Source organism: uncultured Sulfitobacter sp. (assembly GCF_947502895.1).
Lineage (GTDB): Bacteria > Pseudomonadota > Alphaproteobacteria > Rhodobacterales > Rhodobacteraceae > Sulfitobacter.
Genome location: NZ_CANNBM010000004.1, coordinates 272,162 through 293,175 on the forward strand (window position 1 = coordinate 272,162; position 21,014 = coordinate 293,175).

Sequence of the window (21,014 nt, forward strand, 5' to 3'; positions counted from 1 at the left end):
GGATCACGTGGGTTTCCTGCAGGATTGAGTTTAAAGGAAAAATAAAGAAGACGGAGGGCGCGCTTTGACAAGATGTCGGCGCGCCCTCTTTGGTTCGGGTCAACGGCCTTTGAACAATCCGCCGAGAATGCCGCGAACAATGCGGCGCCCTGTTGTGCCCTTTAACTCTTTGATGACCACATTGGCGATCGCACCGCCAATCCCCTCGCCTGCCGGGACGCGGCGGCTGCTTGTACGACGTGGTGGCGCTTCGGTTGTTTTGCCTGCGTAGCGCCGCGCCTTCTTGAACTCGCGCAGCGATGGGGTTTGTGCAGCTGCTGTTTTGGCCGCTTTTGCATCTGCTTCTGCCTTTTCGACAGCCGCCTCGGCAGCCTCTGCCTCGGCGGCTGCTTTTTCGGCGCGGCCCCGCAGAATTTCAAAGGCGCTTTCGCGGTCCAAAGGAGTATCGTATTTGCCTGCCATAGCCGAAGACGCCATGAACGCACGGCGCTGCGCATCCGATATTGGTCCCAATTGGGAAGACGGCGGCCGGATCAATGTACGCTCGACCACCCCTGGCACGCCCTTTGGTTGAAGCATGGATGTGACTGCCTCGCCAACCCCAACTTCGCGGATTGCTTCCTCGGTGCTGAAGGCCGGATTGTCACGATAGGTCTGGGCCGCAAGCCGCAGCTCTTTTTGGTCTTTGGCGGTAAAGGCGCGCAGGGCGTGTTGGACGCGGTTGCCCAGTTGCCCGAGGATATCTTCGGGCACGTCAGCAGGGTTTTGCGTAATGAAATAGACACCAACACCCTTTGAGCGGATCAGCCTTGCTACCTGTTCTACCTTGTCGACCAATGCTTTGGGGGCGTCGTCAAACAGCAGATGAGCCTCGTCAAAAAAGAAGACGAGTTTGGGTTTATCCGCATCACCTACTTCGGGCAGTTCCTCAAACAGCTCGGAGAGCAGCCACAGCAGAAACGTCGCATAGAGTTTTGGCGCGCCCATCAGTTGGTCAGAAGCAAGAATATTGATCATCCCGCGCCCGTCTGCATCCGTGCGCATCAGATCCAATAGGGCCAAGGCCGGCTCCCCGAACAATTTAGCTCCACCTTGATTTTCCAGTACCAGAAGGCGACGCTGGATGGCCCCGATGGATGAGGTCGAGACATTCCCGTAGCGCAGCGAGAGTTCTTTGGCGTTCTCTCCAATCCAGACCAGCAATGCCTGCAGGTCTTTGAGATCCAGCAGCGCCATGCCATCTTCGTCTGCGACGCGGAAAGCGATGTTCAGAATGCCCTCTTGCGCCTCTGTCAGCCCGAGCAACTGCGCCAGCAAAAGCGGTCCCATCTCAGATACAGTTGTGCGGACAGGGTGTCCCTGCTCCCCGAACAAGTCCCAAAAGGTGACTGGAAAAGCATCATATTTGAAATCGGTAAATCCGATTTTTTCTGCCCGCTCGGTAAAGGGCCCGTGCAGTTTGTGCGCGGGATCGCCTGCCACCGCCAAACCGCTCAGATCGCCTTTCACATCCGATAGAAAGACAGGCACGCCAGCATCCGCAAAACCCTCTGCCATGATCTGGAGTGTGACCGTCTTGCCCGTACCTGTCGCCCCTGCAACCAGCCCGTGGCGGTTCGCGTATTTGAGAGATAAAAACTGCTGCGTGCCATAGTCTGGCCCGCCGCCCCCGATGAAAAGATCAGAACTCACGATCAAACGCTCCTGTTACCAAATTCCGCCGCTCTGGCCTGTGCAAAGCGCCCCGCGAGAGCATACTTACTTAACCTTTGTACGCCATAGTGAATTTGTCGGACGGACAAATGTCCTTGACCGTTCGACACTTCCTCCCTGTCAGACTGGCCGTACCTTCGGGTACGGCACTTTTTTCATCTTATTTTTGACCAAATGGTTGAATTTCAATGGCAAAAGTTTCTTCCTTTTCCTGTTGACCACGTAGCGCCGCTTGCATATCGTTACCTCAATAAGTCGGCACAGTCCGGCAGGGAGTATGAAAATACCGAAAGAAGAGGGCCGCTAGCGTCCTCTTTTTTTGTGTCTGGGCATTTGGCACATTTCAATTGTTACAGGCGGCAGCACTCTAAGCAGAAAAATGCCAAAGGGTACGCAAACGGCGCCGCAATCCCCCTGACATCCCCTGTTCGGAGTGGTATGCGAAGGTAACAGAAATGAAACGACGGATTTCCCATGAACAGATTTTTGACAGCTCTGCCAATTTGTGCGGCTCTTGCATTTTTTGCACCTGTTTCGGCTTTTGCACAGACTGTAACGGTAACAACGGACGAAAACGCGCCTGCCTCCACTTCGGTAGAGGATCAGCTCAGCTTTGCAGATGACGAGAACAAAGAGGCTGAAATCGGCCAGCCTTACACGCGTGAGACAATCGGCGCATGGGAAATGCGGTGCATCAAGGTGGAAGAAGGCGAAGAGCCCTGCCAGATGTACCAACTCATGAAAGACGACCAAGACGCGCCAGTTGCCGAGGTATCTCTGTTCCGCTTGCCCTCTGGCGGCAAAGCAGTTTCCGGCGCGACCATTATCGTACCGCTTGAAACCGCACTGCCCCAGCAGCTGACCATCTCAATCGACGGTGGCAAGGCGCGGCGTTATCCATATGCGTTCTGTAACCCTGTTGGCTGTTACGTACGTCTGGGCCTGACTGCAGAGGACGTGTCTGCGTTCAAACGTGGTAACGAAGCCAAGATGACGATTGTGCCCGCGTTGGCCCCCGACCAGAAAGTCATCCTGACCATGTCACTCGAAGGGTTCACAGCATCCTATGACAAAGTATCGGTTCTGAACCAGTAACCGTTTCCGCGACCAAGTTAGAAAGCCGCCCCAGTGTTCGGGCGGCTTTTTTTATGGATTACGAGAACTGGATTAGATCCCATTTGGTCCCGTAGAGATCTTCGAAAACCGCGACCTTGCCATAGGGCTGAACCGTTGGCGGGCGGACGAAGCGCACACCGCGGTCTCGGTAACTCTGATAGTCACGGTCAAAATTATCGGTTTGCAGAAACATCATTACGCGTCCGCCCGCTTGATTGCCGATAAATTCGGCCTGATCATTCGTGCTTGCCCGCGCCAAAAGCAGCGAAGTGCCACCCCCTGATGGGCGCACCACGACCCAGCGTTTATCCTGCTCGGGCTGGTATTCGTCTGCGACTAATTCAAACCCTAATACGTCGCGATACCATGCAATTGCTTCGTCGTAATCGCGCACTACAAGGGCGATATGGGCAATGGTCTGGCTCATGTCAGATGCGGCGCAAGGCGACAACCGCGTTCATCCCACCGAATGCAAACGCATTGCTCAGCGCCACATCCACCTGCGCCTCGCGGGCGGTGTTCGGTACAACATCCAGCGCACATTCAGGATCGGGTTCTTCATAGCCAATTGTAGGGGCGATGACACCGTCCCGCAGCGCCATTATGCAGGCCAGCAGTTCAACAGCCCCTGTACCGCCGATCAGGTGTCCGTGCATGGATTTGGTTGATGAGATCATCAGGCGGTCGGCATGCTGGCCAAAAACATCAGCGACAGCGGCACATTCGGTTTTGTCATTGGCTGCCGTACCTGTGCCATGTGCGTTGATATACCCGACCTCGGAGGCGTCAATGCGCCCGTCCGCCAATGCACCTGCCATCGCGCGCGCAGCACCGTTCTTGGAAGGCATAACGATATCCGAAGCATCCGAGGACATGGCAAAACCAGCCAACTCGCATAAAATATCGGCCCCTCTTGCACGGGCATGCTCATACTCTTCGAAAACGAAAATACCTGCACCTTCACCCTGTACCATGCCATTACGGTTCGCCGAAAACGGGCGGCAGGCATCGCGCGACATCACGCGCAACCCTTCCCATGCTTTGACACCGCCAAAGCACAGCATGGATTCCGATCCACCAGTCACCATGGCCGGTGCCATGCCAGAACGCACCATCGCAAACGCCTGCGCCATAGCGTGGTTTGAGGAAGCGCATGCCGTTGATACTGTGAAAGACGGCCCCTTGAGGTTCCATTCCATGCTGACGTGGCTGGCGGCAGCGTTGTTCATCAATTTTGGCACCACAAAAGGATGCACGCGGTTTTTGCCCTCTTCATAGACGGCGCGATAGTTGTCGTCCCATGTGCTTACGCCACCACCCGCGGTTCCCAGAACCACTCCCGAGCGGGCGGCCAGATCGCCTGTGAACACAAGGCCCGATTGCTCAATCGCTTCACGTGCCGCTGCGAGCGTGAACTGGGTAAAGCGATCATAGAGCGATATCTGCTGGCGGTTATATCTACCTTCGGCCTCGAAACCTTTGACCTGCCCGCCAATGCGTATTTGTAACCGCTCTACATCGCGAAAATCCAGCGGGCCTATCCCGCAGATACCTTCGCGCATAGCGGCATAGGTATCGGGCACATTGTGACCCAGAGCGTTGATTGTACCCGCGCCCGTGATGACGACGCGCTTCATGCGCTGGACTGCTCGGCCCGTAGCCGCTCTATCCCTGCGATGATGGTTGCAACCGATGTGATATCAAAATCAGACTCGGACGGTTTGTTGGCATTGAAAGGCACTGTGATATCAAACGCTTCTTCAATCGCGAAGATGCTTTCGACCACACCCATACTGTCTATTCCGAGGCTCTCAAGCGTACTGTCCAGTGTTACGTCCTCAGGCTCCAGCACGGCCTGTTCGGCGATGATGGCAATGACCTGATCTTGTACGTTCATGGCTGGGATTCCTTTCCGCATGTGCGGATTGCATTTAGGTATCTGTCGAGGATTTGAAAACCATCTTTTTCAGTTCCGCAACGTCGCGCATCAGACGCGGCAAACGGCGCAGTGCTTTGTAGCCTTCGACCTGCTTGTCCATCTGCGTGGCGGGATAGCCCAACATGGTTCGGCCTGCCGGTACATTCGACATCAGCTTTGTGCCACCGCCCGCGATCACGCCGTCGCCGACAAAGATATTGTCGTTCACACCGCATTGGCCCGCCAGTACGACATTATCACCGATGGTGGCTGAGCCCGCGATTCCGACCTGACCGCAAATCAAACTATTGCGCCCGATCACTACGTTATGGCCCATGTGCACTTGGTTATCCAGCTTGGTGCCATCGCCGATCATCGTGTCGCGGATGGTGCCACAATCAATCGTGGCCCCCATACCGATCTCCACATCATCCCCGATACGGACAGATCCCAGTGAATGGATCCGCGTCCAGTCTTGGGCTTTTGCATCGCCCTGATCGCCCAGTGTTTTACGCACACTTTCAACACTGGATGGCTCTGCAGTCACAAACGAAAACCCGTCGCCGCCGATACGCGCACCCGGCTGGGCAATAAACCGTACGCCGATGGTGACACGGGCGCCAATGCTGACCGCTTCCCGTAGATAGGCGCCTTCACCCAGTGTCGCATTCCAGCCGATGAAACACTGTGGCCCGATGACACTGCCCGCACCGATCCGTGCACCTGCGGAGATGACGGCAAGCGGCCCGACGCTAACACCATCACCCAGAACAGCTTGTGGATCAACAAAGGCAGTCGGATGAACCCCCTGCACAAACCCCTGCCCCGCATCCAGCATCCGAGTAAGGCCAGCCATAGCGTAGCGCGGGCGCGGAGCGATTATTGCGGCTTCCAGCCCGAGTGCCTGCCAATCGGCCCCCTCCCAAAGCATTGCAGCGCGCGCTTCCCCTTCGCCAAGGCTTTCGGCGTACTTCGGGTTCATGGCGAGGGCGAGATCATCGGGGCCCGCACTTGCAGGTTCAGCTGCGCGGCGCACCAAAATATCAGTGGCGCCAAAGGCCTCTGCCCCCAGCGCCACTGCAATGTCTTTTACGGTATGGGTCATGTCGCGCGTCCCCTCTCAAGGTTGCGCGCAGATTTACCCCTGAACGCGGTTAAGTTCCACCCCTGCCTTTTGCAGCGCATCCCAAATACGTGCATCGCGGCCGTAAACATCACGGCGGAAGTTCAGGTTCCCACGTGCGTCTGTATAGGCAGTTCGGTAGATCAGATGCACCGGAACAGGCTCGTCCAGATTCACCCGCGACTCGCGACCAGTGCGCAGGTGCGACTGGAAGAATGCCTTTGGGTCGTCCTCTTGCACGGCCAGCAACGCATAGCCGAAATCAAACGGATCATTCAGGCGTACACATCCATGGCTGTAGGCCCGCACTTCGCGGCTAAACAGATTTTTTGCAGGCGTATCATGCAGATAGATGTTGTATTTGTTTGGGAACATGAATTTCACCAGCCCCAGCGCGTTCGAGCGGCTGGGAGGCTGGCGCATGGAGTAAGGAAAATTGCGCGCAGTATATTTGGCAAAGTTCGCTGCCGAGCGGTTCACCACCCGCCCACGGCGGTCTGTGATTTCGATGTGGCGCACTGCATTCGGGTTGCGGCGCAGCGCGGGCAGATACTCTCCCACAATAATCGAGCGTGGCACATACCAGCTGGGATTGATCACCATGTGATCCATCACATCCGAAAACTCTGGTGTTGGGCGGTCAGATTTGTTTGCCCCAACAACCGAACGCGTCTCGAATGTGACACGGCCGTTGTCGACGATCTTGGCTGTGAAATCTGGGATATTAACAAGAATATGACGGTTGCCCCGTTTTTTGCTCAACCAACGCTCCCGCTCCATGGCGACAAGGACTGATTTCAGGCGCGTATTGATATCGATATTAACCTGTTTGATCGTGCCGCTGCCCGCGACACCATCAGCATTCAGGCCATGCGCTTTTTGAAACTTGTCGACGGCCTCGGTCATCGCGGCGTCATAGGTTTTGGCATTGGAACGCTCAAGAAAACCCATGACCATCAAACGGTTACGCAATGCAATTACGGCAGCCCCTGATGCGCCCGGTTTGAGCGAGCTGGCGTTGACGGTAGGACCCCATCCGCCCCGCTGGGATTGTTCCTCAAGCAGCATGCGTTGCTTCATCAGAGCAGCATACTCCATCGTGCGGGGCGCCAGACCACGCAGATAAGCTGCTGGGCTAGAAGATAAAAAACCCGAGATCAATTCCGCGCGGTCTGTGTAAGTGACCTCCCGCTTGATCGCGCTCACTACCTTTTGAGGAACCAAAGCGCCGCTTTGGATGTCGCGGGCGTACTGCAGAAAGACGCGCGTCAGCTCAACCTCTACAATGCCCAGATCGCGGGCGGAGCGCGCGGAGGCCATTTTCCGTTCAAGTGCCTCAACACCGTAGCGCGCGACAGGCAAACCATGGTCGCCCGCACGGCGCAACGCATCCATCAATGCTGCGCGGCGGGCCTCATGTATTGGATCGGTTCCCGTCCAGACACCTTCAAAGTTCTGGGCGCGGTAAAATTTCGCAATATCATCATCGCGCGAACCAGTCTCGGCGACAGCCTGTTTGAATGCAGTGACTTGCGCATCTGCCGGCTGTGGACCTGCGACAAATAGTACCCCCAAAGCCAGCGCAAGAGCGACTGACCGTGGAGCGGTGAAGATATCAAACTTTGGCAGCATAAATTTCTTCCTGAAAATGTAAGTTCCCTTGGGACAAGTTTTCGTGAATGCAGCACGCTAAGTCCATTCACAAAAAAGAGATTATTCGGAATTCTGCTGTTATTGTCGCCTAAAGGTCACCTGCCCTCGCTGCGATGCCGCAACATCAACTACAAATGCGCAAGAAATTGCCGAAAATTCCCGACAATCTCATCAGAACTGATTCACCTCTTGGTTCCAATTTTTCTCTATGCAATAGAGATAAGGCATCTGGGGAGATGAAAATAAGGTCCGTGTAACATCATGGGCACATTGGCAGGATCCACAGGCACGCCTCACTTGGGCAAGAAACGGGACAGATAGTATGACAGCAAGCAACATTTCGGGCATGACCCGACGCGGCCTTCTTGGCGCGTTCGCGGCGACAGTAGTAACAGCAGCCCCGACGTATTCGAATGCAGCAGGCTTTCTGCGCGGCGGTGGCGATATCCGCCGCATCAAGATGTACTCTGGTCGCACCGGTGAACGGATTGACATGATCTACTGGATCGAAGGCAAGTACATCCGCGATGCCGTGAAAGAAGTGAACTACTTCATGCGGGATTGGCGCACCAATGACGTAAAGAAAATGGACCTGCGCACTGTCGACATTATGGCCGCAGCCCATAACCTTATGGACGCTGACGAGCCTTACATGCTGTTGTCTGGTTATCGCAGCCCCAAAACCAATGCGATGCTACGGTCCCGCTCACGCGGGGTTGCCAAGAACTCTCTTCACATGCGTGGTCAGGCCGCTGACCTGCGTTTGAATTCCCGCTCGGTACGCCAGATCGCCAAAGCGGCTGCTGTTTGCCGCGGCGGTGGTGTTGGCAGCTACTCCGGGTCGAACTTTGTGCATATGGATTGCGGTACCGTCCGTACCTGGGGTCGCTAAGCCTCGGCAGGAACGATCAACCAGACAGAAGCGCCCTAGGGCGCTTTTTTCGTGGGTGAGACAGTCCCAAATTGTAGGTAGATGTATATACCCTTCATCGCGTAAATTGCGTGCAGGTATCATGGGATTTAGAAATCGGGTCCAGTGTCCTGATCCCTGCGATACCGGAGCAAATAGGCGCGGTTGATCGAAGCCCGCGCAAGAGTTCATTTCTGCGCTTTGAGTTCTTTTTTATTCCAGTTCCGGATCCCGTTGGCGCTTGGGATGTCACACGGCCTGCAGACGTGAACGAAGGCGTCGAAGCTGCCCTCTCGGACTTTGGTCACACATCAGTGGCCGACGACCAACTGTACGCGCCGATCGACGTCGCTATCGTCAGTGCTGGACCACCACCGCGCACAGGCAACGGGATCAAGCTGTTTCGTGAGGGCTTCTTGGGGTTACGTGTAGTGACGGCTGGTGTTCGCAATAGTGCGCATGCGGCGAATGGGTTGTGAACACCGCCAGCGGTACGGGCAGTACCAAAAAAGTGGCGCACTGACTTGTTTCTGCCATGCACCAGCAAACATATTTACCAACAGAAATAACTTTGCACGGTAGAATGCTAGTTAAAACAAAAGGGGTAGTGGCGGATCGACAGGGATTCGAACCCTGGAGACGGTCTCCCGCCTACACACTTTCCAGGCGTGCGCCTTCGACCACTCGGCCACCGATCCATTGGGGGGTCTTTAACAAGGGACTGTGCGTAAGCGCAAGCACGAAATGAAGCCAAAGACGTGCAAACATTCAACTGTCGAGATGCAGGTAAATCCGGCGGTTCATCCGGCCCTTCTTTTCAATCTTTCCTAGCCGCAACGCGCCAATCTCGCCTGTTCTTGCGACGTGGGTGCCGCCACAGGGTTGAAGGTCTACCCAGTCGCTCTCTTCACCGATACGAACCAGGCGGATATCGCCTGCACCGCGCGGTGGCTTGACGGCCATGGTCTTGACCAGCTCAGGCGCGGCTTCCAACTCTTCTTCGGTTATCCATCCGTCGCTCACCCGCGCGTCTTGCTCGACAAAGGCGTTCAGACGGTCCTCCAATGCGGCGCGGTCGTCAGGAGCATCGGGCATGTCGAAATCAAGCCGCCCATGCGTCGCCGAAATAGAGCCTCCTGTAACCCCGAAAGGAACAGCTACCGACAGCAGATGGAGTGCCGTATGCACGCGCATATGCCTGTGCCTGCGATCCCAATCAAGCTGTTGCACCACATGTGCCCCCACGGGCGGCAGGGCCAATGGCTCTGACGGGACAAGAACGATATGGCCGCCCTCGCCCTTTACTGCTGTTGCTATAGAAAGCCGCTGACCGTCCCATTCCAGCCAACCGCTATCGCCTGGTTGGCCGCCACCTTTGGGATAAAAAACAGTGGCGTCCAGAACGATACCGCCCTCAACAGTATGCGCAATCACCCGAGCAGGCGCATCGCGCAAGTAAGGATCATCCCGAAAGAGCATATGTGTCATCGGTCGCCTTCTCCTTTTGCGGCATCCAGCGTTGTTTCATCTGCGTTCTGAACGGATTCTGGTTGTGGCGCTGTCCGGCTTTCCGGAGCATTCGTGTTTGGTTGCGCGCCCAGTGCCTCCGGATTGCGCACCCAAATGTCCTGCTGTGCAAAGGGTATCTCGATGCCCTCTTCCATGAACCGTTTAGCGATTGCATGGTTCACATCATTTTTGACGACCATCATCCAGTTGACGTCCCGCAAAAACATACGAATTTCAAAATCCATCGACGAAGCGCCAAAATTTACGAACAGCACAGTCGGCGCCGGATTTGCCAACGCCATAGGCTGGTCATTTGCAATCTCTTGCAAAATCGCCTCGACCCGTTTCGTATCAGTCCCATAAGCCACACCAATCGGGATAATCACACGGCCCAGCGTATTGCCGCGGGTGTAGTTCGTAACCGTCCCACTCACCAGATCAGCATTCGGTACGATCACATCCGTGCGGTCAAACGTCTCGATGCGGGTCGAGCGCACAGAGATATCGCGCACATAGCCCATCTGCCCACCGCTCACTTCGATCCAGTCGCCCTCTGAAATCGGACGCTCGATCAATAGAATGATCCCCGACACGAAGTTGGATACAATGTTCTGAAGGCCGAACCCAATGCCAACGGACAGGGCTCCCGCCACGATCGCAAGCGAGCTGAGATCAATCCCCGCGCCCGTGATCGCCAAAAGCGCGGCCGTGAAAATACCGACATAGCCAAGGCCTGAAACAATCGCGTTCTGCCCGCCTTTATCGATCTTGGTTTTAGGGAGAACGTTGGTTTTCAGCGCCCCTTGGGCCAAACGGGTCGCCAAATAACCTACCGTAAAAATCAAAGTGAAAGTCAAAAAATCTGTAGGAGATATACGAGAGTCGCCAAGAGCAAAGCCGCGGCGGAACGTGTCCCAAATCTCGGTCAGGTCAGCAACACGCGCCCCCCAGACAAGGGCGAGTACAGGCATTGCACACAGCAAAAGAATAAGCCCGATGAAGATAGGCAACAGCGCCTCGCGGGCCTGTTGACCCTGCCCCGTGATGGCACCGTATACCGTGGCCCCAAACCGTTGCAGTGCCAGCACCAGCCCAAGAATAACCAATGAAAGAACTGTAGGACGGACCAGAAACGTCGCCGCGTTATAATACCCAGCGGCCTGCAGCAAAGGCGCGGCGATCGCTACAGTGATCGCTGCTGTTCCCAGACTGCGCACAAGATGTGCCAACGTACTGGCACGGGTGGTTTCCTCATCCTCATTCTCTACGACTTCGGTGCCGTAGCGACGCAGCAGTCGCCCAATCCGGTAGACGGAATAGCAAATCATCAGCGTGAAGGGAAAGCTCACCACAGTTTTGGTGGCCGTATCGCTTTGATCCAGTTCCAGAATACTCAACAAAAGGAGGTCAAAAATCATGAACAGCGTAATGCCACTCACCCAGAACCGCGCTTCGGTACGGTCTTTTTCATCCAGAACCAGCAGTGCTTCGTCTTCTTCGCGTGCAAAAACCTGCTCTGCAACCCAGCGAAAGCCAAGCATGACCCCGCCCAGTATCGGTATCAGCACAACGAGTTGCTCACCCCGTTCGCCCAGATATCCGGTCCGGTGGGCAGCAAATGTTAGCAGCGCCAGTCCCGCTAGGGGCAACAAAATGCGCAGCAACGACAGAACAAACCGCCAAATTCCGATGCCGCGTGCGCCATTCTTACGCAGGCGCCCGACAATCAGCTTTGACCAGCGCCGCCCACGAAGGATCAAAACCAGACCCGCAAGTGACGACAGAAGGATCAAAGGGATATTGCGGCGCAGCTCTGCGCGGCGGGCGACAACTTCACGCGCTGCACTCGGCACCCAAAGCTGAGACACGGCACCTTGCAAGGTTTGCACTGCACTCGGCCATAATACGGGATTGAGCGGTGTCTCGATCACTTCGAACAAAGCTTCGGTCTGCCGCTCGCGCAAGATTGCATCAATCTCGCCCACCAACCCGTCAGCACGGGCAAAAGCGCTATCGGCAACCTGTGCGGGTGCTGTCAATGTCGCCAGCTGCTCTTCGAGTTCCGCACGTTTTTGCGCGATTTCGGCAGCCTCTGGTGCGGCCTCTCCGTCCGTAGGGGCCGGTGCCAAAAGGGCCAATTGATCCCGCAAGCTCGCGATGCGCGTCGCATTTATTCCGCGTGAGGTTGCAAATGCTTCGCGGTAGGTCACAATTTGCGCACGTAACGCCTCTAACGCCTCGTTGGCGGTATCAGGATCGTCAACTGCTGCTTCTGAGCGTGTAGCAATGACGTTCCAATTCGCCAAATCTACTTCTGTTAGGTCTTGCGCGCCAGACACCGACGCGCAGAGCAACATTACCGCGATCAGCGCAGGCCGGATCGCCCTTTGCAGGGCTCGGATCATACGTCCTCGAAAACCGATGGTACATCAGTCGGCGCACGGTCCAGCCATGCAGGAACAGGCAGGTTCTTTTCACGCAAGAATGCAGGATTGAACAGTTTGGACTGATAGCGCGTGCCATAGTCGCACAAGATCGTCACGATCGTATGACCTGGCCCCATTTCGCGCGCCATGCGGATGGCACCTGCGATATTCACCCCCGAGGATGCACCAAGGCACAATCCCTCATGCTCCAGCATATCAAACACGATAGGCAGTGCTTCCGTATCGGGAATATTATAGGCAAAATCAGGCGTAAACCCTTCAAGATTGCGCGTGATGCGGACCTGACCGATGCCTTCTGCGATTGACCCGCCTTCTGTCGCCAGCTCTCCTTTGGTGTAATAGCTATACAGGGCTGCACCATCAGGATCAGCAAGACCGATCTTTACGCCCTTTGGCTGCAACGCCATCGCCGTCCCTGCCAGCGTACCACCCGAACCGACGGCACAGATAAACCCGTCGACCTTGCCGTCCGTCTGCGCCCATATTTCGGGACCCGTGGTTTCGATGTGGGACTGTCTGTTGGCGGTATTGTCGAACTGGTTTGCCCAAATCACACCCTCATTGCTGGAGCGCGCCAACGCCTTGGCCAGCCGTTCGGAGTACCGGATAAAGTTGTTCACGTTGCGATACGGTGCGGCGGGCACTTCCACCAGCTCCGCCCCTGCAAGGCGCAGCATGGTTTTCTTTTCTTCCGATTGGGTCTCGGGAATGACAATAACAGATTTGAACCCCATCGAGGCCCCTACCAACGCCAATCCAATGCCCGTATTTCCAGCCGTACCTTCTACAATTGTGCCACCCGGCTTTAGATCGCCGCGCGCGATGGCATCGCGAATGATAAACAACGCCGCACGGTCTTTCACCGATTGTCCGGGATTCATGAACTCGGCCTTGCCGTAAATCTCGCATCCTGTCAGCGCACTGGCCGCACGCAATTTGATCAGGGGCGTATTGCCTACTGCTTGTTCCAGATCGCGCGCTACATGCATCTCAGGACCTCTCTTTGTGTCTGTGCAACATCTAGCTGCCTAGATCGCGGACCTCAACCTGCTTCGATGATGTGCCAGCCAATAGGCCAACAGTGTCAGCGGTGTGTTGGCAAGCGCCTGACGCTCTGCCATTGCGATAAATTCCTCAAATGAAAACAAACGCGAACGAATGTTTTCATCTTCTGACACGAGGCCTGCGGTTCCTGCAATGCTGTCGGGCAATTCTGTTACACCCACAAAAATATGATAGAATCCTGTTGAATCACCGGGACTGGAGTAACCACGCGCGACCGTCTCAAGCGAGTCCAGTGTCAGGCCCGCCTCTTCCATGGCCTCGCGCAATGCTGCCTGTTCACCCGTTTCGCCCGGATCAATGCGCCCCGCGATAGGTTCCAGATGCCAGATCTCGGCGTCGCCGCGTCCCAGAGGGCCCATGCGCATCTGCTCGACCACCAAAACACAGTCACGCTGCGGATCATAAGGCAGTACCAATGCAGCATCGCCCGCAACAAAATACGACCGGTCCAACACATCTGATTGGCCACCATCGAACAACGTGTGCCGCAGCCGCACCTCATCTACAGCAAAATAGCCTGTGTAAGCACGAGTTTTCCGAATAATTTCAACATCGCCTCGAAACACACCTTGGCTCGGTGCGCTCCGCTCGGCGAGGACTTTAGACCACGCGCGGCCACGAATTTGTCCAAAAATTTCGGCCACTTCTTTGCGGTCCAGAACACCATAGTGCCCCATTACCTCGCGCGCAGCATGACATGACAGTGATGCCCAATCAGCTGTCCAAGCGTCAAAATCCCATGCGCCAGCCGTGGCCCACCGATCCGGCGCACAAATGTACATTTGTGCCTGCGCACCATTAACAAGCGTGACATCTATGAGATCATAGTCAAATCCGCCCTCATAAAAGTCGAGCCGCCTGACATCCTCGTCCGTAAGCCCGCTGACCAATACACCTTTGGCCGATGCACCCGACGACCGTTGTATCGTCGGAAACGGCTCTTCCGCGACGGCATAGACGGCGTAGCCATCCAGCTGGGTGGCGTCTATTTGGATAGTGTCCGACGGTCTGCCCAAAACAACTTCAAGTAGCGGCAAATGTCGCAACGTGCCGTAGAAAAACAATGCATTTGTCACAGCTTAGCGCCAGCGCTTTGCCGCAAAATCCGCTGCCGGCCCGATGATTAACGCGCCTGCAACTGCTGTACCCAGCACCGCAGGGGTTGCGATTAGCAGTCCGAACTCGGAGGCGATCAAGAAAATCGCGGTGATCGCTTCCATTGGGCCATCATACCGGTTGCGCATGGCAAGGCGGAACATTTCGTAGCACGAGTGTATCGCCAGACACCAAATAAACAGAACAGCCACACCCGTGAGACCGTTGTTGATGCCTTGCACAAATCCGCGCCCTGCCCGACTGCCCATAACGACCCAACCGATGCATAGACCTGTGAAGGCGTTCACATAGTTGAACCAACCAAAGTCGGTTCCTTCGGGCATCAACGGCCGTACAAGATCGGACAGGATATACCCTAGAATAGAGAGCAGGATCGCAGCGACAAGGCGTGCAGCTGTAGGCATCGTGATCTTCCTTCGGTAGCGCGCACCGGATCAACCCGGCTTGCGCACCGTAATCTGCGTTACATCACAATTTCCACTGTCAAATGTCGCAGCGCAAGAAGTGAGGTAAAAATTCCACATCCTTTTAAACCGCTCGTCAAAACCCATTGCCGCGATCTGGTCCCACTTCTCGTTGAATGTCTCATGCCAGCGACGCAGTGTAATGTCGTAACTTTTGCCAAACTCGATAGACTTTTCTACGGCCAGACCTGCCTTTTCGATCTGGGTCCGCAATGCGGTCGGGCTGGGCAACATTCCCCCCGGAAAAATGTATTTCTGGATGAAATCAACGCCGCGCTTGTATACTTTCCAGCGACGGTCAGCGACAGTGATGATCTGGAACGTGGCCGTTTTTCCGGGTTTCAGGCGCTCCCGAACGGTCTCGAAGTACACAGGCCAATATTGTTCTCCAACGGCTTCGAACATTTCGATACTTGCAATGCCGTCATACTGGCCTGTCTCGTCGCGATAGTCTTGCAACTTGAACGTCACCTTGTCGGATAATCCAGCCTTTTCAATACGATCCACGGCATACTTAAACTGCTCTTCACTGATGGTTAGGCAGGTCACATGCAGACCCCGTTCGGCGGCGGCGTATTCGGCAAAGCCACCCCAACCACAGCCGATTTCAAGAACGTGATCGCCGGGCATGACGCCCATTTCATCCACCATGGATTTGTATTTTTCGATCTGTGCCGCTTCCATGCTTTGCTGCGGGTCGCGAAAAATCGCACTTGAATAGCTCATCGTCTCATCCAGCCAGAGACTGTAGAAGTCATTGCCCAGATCGTAGTGATACGAGATGTTCTTGCGCGCCTGCGCCTTTGAATTGCGTTGCAGCCAAAAGCGCAACTGCTCAAACCGCCGGACAAGGCCCATGCCGGGAAACCCGTCATAGATCGCTTCGTTGTCGGCGTGCAAGAAATCCATGAAGGCCTGCAGGTCAGGTGTGCTCCACCAATCGTCCAGATAAGCATCGCAAAACCCCAGATCACCCTCACGCACCAAACGGGCGAACAGATCGTCGTTCAGAACATGAAGCTCGGCAACGGGACCGGGGTTTTGCCCCTCAGCACGGAAATGGCGGCCATCAGGCAGGATGAAATCGATGCGTCCATGGCGCAATGAAGGCGCCATCGCCATCACACGCGCAAAATAACGCGGCAAATTCTTTTGCCCTTCGGTTGTCGTCAATATCATCGGGTGTCCCTATTCGTCGTACCAGACGTTACATTACTGTCAGAGTTTACAATTCGAAACACCTAAAATCCTCTGTTTTCATAGGCATGAAGGGCACGTTTGCGCCCGTCAGCCACATCAACCACCGGTTGCGGATAAGCATCGTCAGGGGCAATATTCCAACTGCGCGGGATTGCCTCAAAATACGCAAGGGCATCCTTGTGCGGTTGGGCATGCCCCTCGGCAATCCAGCGGCCAGAATAGTTGCGATTTTTGTCAAATTTATCCAGCTGGGTCACAGGGTTGAATACCCTGAAATATGGCGTGGCGTCAGGGCCAGAGCCTGCGGACCATTGCCACCCCATCGCGTTGGACGCAGGATCCCAGTCAATGAGACATTCCTCGAACCATTTTTGACCAATGCGCCAGTGGCACAGCAGGTGTTTTGTCAGATAGCTGGCCACGATCATACGGCCACGGTTGTGCATGCGACCTGTCACGTACATCTCGCGCATGGCGGCGTCGACAAACGGCACACCCGTGCGCCCTTGCTTCCACGCGATTACTTCCGCGCGACGCTCGTCTTCGTTCCAGTCAAAACCTTCCCACTCCTCACGCCAGTTGGATGTCAGGATGCGCGGTGTGTGGTGCATCAGATGATAGGCAAACTCGCGCCATACAAGCTCTTTCAGAAAGGTCTCGGCTCCTGATTTGCCCTCTTGCAGCGCGCGCTGCCCTGCGTGCCAGCACTGGTGCGGACTGATCTCGCCAAGCGCGAGGTTCTCGCTCAGGTTCGATGTGCCATCAACACCGGGCAAATCGCGTGTCGTATTATAATCTGCGACTTTGTGCGCAAGGAATGCACCAAGCCTCGATTGCGCAGCCTTTTCGCCCAACTGTACGAAGGGCCGCAGCACGTGCGCGCCACGGTTCATTGCACCGTTCATGTTCCATTCGCCCAGATCATCAGAGGCGGGCCAGCTGTCAGGCGCTGGAATATCCGCAGGTGCTGCAAGCGGCACTGCAACATCGCGATCTTTGACCATTTTCCAAAACGGCGTGTAGACCTTATAGAAACCGCCGGTCTTGGTCTCTACCGTCCAAGGTTCAAACATCAGATGCCCTTGGAACGATTTCGCTTCGACGCCTTGTTCTTTCAACGCGGATTTGACTTCGGTATCGCGGCGCACCGCGTCGGGGTCATACTGACGCGACCAGTACACGGCCCCTGCCCCCGTTTCCTCTATTAACGCCTTCAAAGCGTCTAACGCGCTGGGATTGCGGCGCAGCACAAGGCGGCTGCCTTTTTCATGCAAAGTCTGCGCAAAATGCTCAAGCCCAAGTCCCAAACGGTACAGCGGCGCTGCGGCCAGCGCGGCGTATTGGGCATCCAGAATATATACGGGGATCACGGGCCGACCTGTGGCACAGGCCGCGTGAAATGCGGGATGATCGCTAAGCCGCAGATCGCGGCGAAGCCAGATTAGAATGGGAGTATTATCGCTCAACTGCTGCAGCCTTTTTGGGGTCTTGTTATTAAGGATTTAGACCAGACGCAGAGGGGTCAAGGCAGATACATCATAAAACATCGTCCAAAGCGTTCAAAAGGTGATCAATCTCGGATTGCGAGGTGTAATGCGTAAAGCTCAGGCGCAAAACGCCCTTTGCCGTATCAACACCCATCGCTTCCAATGCGCGCAGGGCATAAAAATCACCGCCACCCGCCATGATCCCTTTGTCAGCTAGATCGCGGGCAACCTCTTCGCCTGCACGGTTAAGCGCAAGCGCCACTGTGGGTGCACGCCCGTCTGCCTCGCCTGACCCGATCAGCCGGACCGAATTGCGCGACGCCACCGCATCCAAGAGCTGTTGTAGCAGCCCCGTCTCATAGTCGCGCATCAGATTGTGCACAGCCACACCGCGCGCGGTTGCATCCGCATCCCCACCGATGTGATGGCCGTATAGGGTGTCGACATAGTCAGCCATTCCCGCACAGGCCGCCACTTGCGCATGATCAGGACCCGCAGGTGTAAACCGTTTGTAAAGCGTACCTGCGTTGAAATAATGCCCCTGATTTGGCAGTAATTGCCCCAACGCGCGGCGGATCACCATCAACCCCTGATGTGGCCCGAAGGTTTTATAGGCCGAGAACAGATAGATATCCGGCCCCAAGGCCCCCACATCTACAAATCCGTGCGGCGCATAAGAAACACCGTCGACACAGACGAAGGCACCTGCCGCATGGGCCAGTGCCGTAATCTCGGTTACGGGATTCACCTCGCCTACAACGTTGGAGCAATGGGGAAAGCAGACAAGCCGCACTTTTTCATCCAGCAGAGGTTCGAGGGCCGCAGGATCCAAATGGCCAGTGTCAGGATCAATGCACCATTCGCGCACCTCGATCCCACGCTCTGCCAGTCTGCGCCACGGGCCTGTGTTTGCCTCGTGATCCTGATTGGTGACGACAATCGCCTCACCCTCTTGCAACAGCTGACCAAAGGCCTGCGCCAGTACATATGTGTTTTGTGTGGTGGACGGCCCGAACGAAAGCTCGTCGTCCTCTACTCCGAGGATGGCAGACATACGCGTGCGCGCTTCGTCCATTTCTTCGCCGCCCAGTGTGCTGGCGGCATATGGCGCATAGGGTTGCACCTTTCGTTGTGTGTAGAACCGCGTAAGTCGGTCAACAACCGCGCCGCACGTGTAAGAGCCGCCCGCGTTCTCGAAGAACGCCTGACCTTGCAACACAGGTTCCGCAAACGCGGGAAACTGGCTGCGCACAAATTCATTATCTAGTTTCATACCACCACGATGTTGGAAGCAACGGCGAGCGTCAAATGCAAAAAGCCCCTGCGCATCACACGCAGGGGCTTTCCGTTGAGTAACCTAGTGCGTCTTATTCAGCAGGCGTTGCCGCCGGTTCTGCCAGCGTTGGAATACCAGCGGCCTCGCGGCGACCATCGTTCCAGATCGCTTTGATAAGAGCCACACACATCAGCACCATAACAACACTAAACGGCAGCGCGCCGATCACCATCGCGGTCTGGATGGCACCAGTACCACCCGAGATCAGCAAACCGCCAACCACCAGCGCAAGCGCCGCACCCCAGAACAGGATGTGTGGACGCGCTTTGGGGCCTTCATCGCCTGCCGCGTTGATCGTGTTCACGATCAAAACAGCCGAGTCAGCCGAAGTGACGAGAAAAGTCATCAACAAGACAACGATCATAACCGCCATCGCCCAAGACAAGAATTGGCTGATAGGCTCTAGCATAAAGGCGGTCATGGCAAAGATTTTATCACCGTTAGCCGCATCCAGAATGACGCCATTGGCATCGCCGTTGAGCTCCAGATCAATCGCAGTGCCGCCGGCCCAAGCAAACCAGACAAAGCACATCAGCGACGGCACGATCATCGCACCCAAGACAAACTCCCGAATGGTGCGTCCGCGCGAGATGCGTGCAAGGAACAGGCCCACGAAAGGTGCAAAAGCAATCCACCATGCCCAGTAGAACACGGGCCACCAGCCCTGCCACTGCGCCAGTTTGAACGCTTCGGACCCCTCAACACCATCAGAGGCATAGACATTAACGCTGAGCCAAGGCAGCGCGACCAGATAGTCCCAGATTCCAATGAAGAAGGCGGATGCACCAAAGAAAGTCGCGCCGAAGAGGATGAAGAAGCCCAGCAAGACGATCGACAACACCATGTTGATGTTGGACAGCCATTTGATGCCTTTGCCCACACCCGAAAGTGCTGAGAGTGTGGATGCGCCCATGATAACCAATAAGGCAACAACGATGCCGGTGGTTGTGGCAGAGCCATCCTCAAGTGCGAGCCCGCCGATGCCGATCCGTGTGAGGCCAGCGACGAATTGTTCGACACCAAAGCCCAGCGTTTGCGCCACACCCAGAATCGTGGCGACAACAGCGACGATATCGATGATATGCCCCAAAGTGCCGGACAGTGCTTTGCCAAACAGTGGCGTCAATGACGACCGGATCGTTAGCGGCAAGCCGCGACGATAGCTAAAGAAAGCAAGCGCCAGTCCTGCAATTGCGTAGCAGGCCCATGCACCCAGACCCCAGTGCAGATAGGACCACGTGTAGGCCGTGCGCACGTTATCTTGCTCCAACGCAGTGGTGAGGCCCTGAATGACAGACGGGTTGTTTTTGAAATGCGCAACCGGCTCGGCAACGGCCCATGTCAGCATGCCAACGCCGATACCGGCGCCAAACATCATCGAAAACCATGAGAAATTGCTGAACTCGGGTCCCTCGCCGTCTTTACCAAGATTAAGACGGCCTGCAGTGGGCCAAAGCGCCAAACCGATGCAGACAACAACAAACAAGGTCACGGTCCAGATGTACCACGCGGCAAAGTTACGCAGAATGACTTGGTTCCATCCTCCTAAAACCTCCCCCGACCAATCAGGCCAGACGATTGCCCAGACAACCAATATGCTGATGATGATTTTGCTGATGACTGTCACATTTACACTAAAGCCACGGTAGAAACCCGTGTCAGACGTGTGAATAGGCAGTTCTGTGAGCGGTGGCTTCAGTGCCATTTTTGTACCCTCCCTAGCGGTATGCCTTCATGCTAACGGCGTGATGGCTGCATAGGCTACTTAAAAGTGTAACCATTTCGTTTATGCCGAGTTTACAGATGCTTAATTTGGAGGCGTGCCACTGACAGACCGAAGTTATGCGCATTTGAACAAAACGATCGCATAGAGGTGATTCTAGGGCGATTCGCATGCGAGCCTTCGCACTGCGCCCCGCAGCAACATTCTGGAATAAAAGCGATGTGCGGGAAGGGT

At 55.6% G+C, this 21,014-nt stretch carries 18 protein-coding genes and 1 tRNA gene; 3 read left to right on the forward strand and 16 right to left on the reverse strand.

Annotated elements, in window-relative coordinates; all coding sequences use genetic code 11:
* Positions 1-99: 99 nt before the first annotated feature.
* Positions 100-1,692 carry a helicase HerA-like domain-containing protein gene (locus Q0903_RS16330; RefSeq protein WP_299417101.1) on the reverse strand — a complete coding sequence of 531 codons (1,593 nt, stop codon included), beginning with the start codon at positions 1,690-1,692 and terminating at the stop codon, positions 100-102.
* 495 nt (positions 1,693-2,187) lie between these two features.
* Between Q0903_RS16330 and Q0903_RS16335 the strand changes: the two genes are divergently transcribed.
* Positions 2,188-2,808 carry an invasion associated locus B family protein gene (locus Q0903_RS16335; RefSeq protein WP_299030529.1) on the forward strand — a complete coding sequence of 207 codons (621 nt, stop codon included), beginning with the start codon at positions 2,188-2,190 and terminating at the stop codon, positions 2,806-2,808.
* A 58-nt stretch (positions 2,809-2,866) separates the two neighbouring features.
* Here the strand turns inward: Q0903_RS16335 and Q0903_RS16340 are convergent, their stop codons facing one another.
* From Q0903_RS16340 to Q0903_RS16360, 5 genes are read right to left on the reverse strand one after another with little or no spacing between them, the layout of a single operon-like run.
* On the reverse strand, positions 2,867-3,256 hold the full coding sequence (locus tag Q0903_RS16340) for a VOC family protein (RefSeq protein WP_299417103.1): 390 nt from the start codon (positions 3,254-3,256) through the stop codon (positions 2,867-2,869).
* Between the two features lies 1 nt (position 3,257).
* Positions 3,258-4,466, reverse strand: coding sequence for a beta-ketoacyl-[acyl-carrier-protein] synthase family protein (locus Q0903_RS16345; protein WP_299030532.1), 1,209 nt, complete (start codon positions 4,464-4,466; stop codon positions 3,258-3,260).
* Complete coding sequence (locus Q0903_RS16350; RefSeq protein ID WP_299030533.1) at positions 4,463-4,726, reverse strand: acyl carrier protein; 264 nt, start codon at positions 4,724-4,726, stop codon at positions 4,463-4,465. Before Q0903_RS16350 ends, Q0903_RS16345 begins: the two co-directional genes overlap by 4 nt.
* A 34-nt stretch (positions 4,727-4,760) precedes the next feature.
* The gene (gene lpxD / locus Q0903_RS16355; protein WP_299417106.1) at positions 4,761-5,852 is read right to left on the reverse strand and encodes a UDP-3-O-(3-hydroxymyristoyl)glucosamine N-acyltransferase; all 1,092 of its coding nucleotides are present in this window, start codon (positions 5,850-5,852) and stop codon (positions 4,761-4,763) included.
* A gap of 33 nt (positions 5,853-5,885) precedes the next feature.
* Positions 5,886-7,502, reverse strand: a complete 1,617-nt coding sequence (locus tag Q0903_RS16360) for a L,D-transpeptidase family protein (protein WP_299417108.1) — start codon at positions 7,500-7,502, stop codon at positions 5,886-5,888.
* Positions 7,503-7,845: 343 nt separating this feature from the next.
* Here Q0903_RS16360 and Q0903_RS16365 point away from each other — a divergent pair, with 343 nt between their 5' ends.
* Both Q0903_RS16365 and Q0903_RS16370 read left to right on the forward strand, forming a co-directional pair.
* Positions 7,846-8,415 carry a DUF882 domain-containing protein gene (locus Q0903_RS16365; protein ID WP_299030541.1) on the forward strand — a complete coding sequence of 190 codons (570 nt, stop codon included), beginning with the start codon at positions 7,846-7,848 and terminating at the stop codon, positions 8,413-8,415.
* A gap of 284 nt (positions 8,416-8,699) precedes the next feature.
* A complete protein-coding gene (locus Q0903_RS16370; RefSeq protein WP_299417110.1) occupies positions 8,700-8,912 on the forward strand; it encodes a hypothetical protein in 213 nt (70 codons plus the stop codon).
* Positions 8,913-9,041: 129 nt separating this feature from the next.
* Here Q0903_RS16370 and Q0903_RS16375 read toward each other — a convergent pair.
* The 10 genes from Q0903_RS16375 to Q0903_RS16420 form a co-directional block, all read right to left on the reverse strand.
* Positions 9,042-9,131: transfer RNA gene (locus tag Q0903_RS16375), tRNA-Ser, on the reverse strand.
* Positions 9,132-9,201: 70 nt separating this feature from the next.
* Positions 9,202-9,921 carry an alanyl-tRNA editing protein gene (locus tag Q0903_RS16380; RefSeq protein ID WP_299030544.1) on the reverse strand — a complete coding sequence of 240 codons (720 nt, stop codon included), beginning with the start codon at positions 9,919-9,921 and terminating at the stop codon, positions 9,202-9,204.
* Entirely contained in the window at positions 9,918-12,347 is a 2,430-nt protein-coding gene (locus Q0903_RS16385; protein ID WP_299417112.1) for a DUF3772 domain-containing protein, read from the reverse strand. Before Q0903_RS16385 ends, Q0903_RS16380 begins: the two co-directional genes overlap by 4 nt.
* Positions 12,344-13,378, reverse strand: coding sequence for a cysteine synthase A (locus Q0903_RS16390; protein ID WP_299417114.1), 1,035 nt, complete (start codon positions 13,376-13,378; stop codon positions 12,344-12,346). Before Q0903_RS16390 ends, Q0903_RS16385 begins: the two co-directional genes overlap by 4 nt.
* A 39-nt stretch (positions 13,379-13,417) precedes the next feature.
* Positions 13,418-14,530: an NUDIX domain-containing protein gene (locus Q0903_RS16395; protein WP_299417115.1), complete on the reverse strand. Its 1,113-nt coding sequence runs from the start codon at positions 14,528-14,530 to the stop codon at positions 13,418-13,420.
* A 3-nt stretch (positions 14,531-14,533) separates the two neighbouring features.
* A complete protein-coding gene (locus Q0903_RS16400; protein WP_299030548.1) occupies positions 14,534-14,974 on the reverse strand; it encodes a TrgA family protein in 441 nt (146 codons plus the stop codon).
* A 30-nt stretch (positions 14,975-15,004) separates the two neighbouring features.
* On the reverse strand, positions 15,005-16,213 hold the full coding sequence (locus Q0903_RS16405) for a cyclopropane-fatty-acyl-phospholipid synthase family protein (protein ID WP_299417118.1): 1,209 nt from the start codon (positions 16,211-16,213) through the stop codon (positions 15,005-15,007).
* A gap of 62 nt (positions 16,214-16,275) precedes the next feature.
* A complete protein-coding gene (locus tag Q0903_RS16410) occupies positions 16,276-17,700 on the reverse strand; it encodes a deoxyribodipyrimidine photo-lyase (RefSeq protein WP_299417120.1) in 1,425 nt (474 codons plus the stop codon).
* Positions 17,701-17,770: 70 nt separating this feature from the next.
* The gene (locus tag Q0903_RS16415) at positions 17,771-18,994 is read right to left on the reverse strand and encodes an aminotransferase class V-fold PLP-dependent enzyme (protein WP_299417122.1); all 1,224 of its coding nucleotides are present in this window, start codon (positions 18,992-18,994) and stop codon (positions 17,771-17,773) included.
* 94 nt (positions 18,995-19,088) lie between these two features.
* Entirely contained in the window at positions 19,089-20,762 is a 1,674-nt protein-coding gene (locus tag Q0903_RS16420; RefSeq protein ID WP_299030552.1) for a BCCT family transporter, read from the reverse strand.
* Positions 20,763-21,014 lie beyond the last annotated feature (252 nt).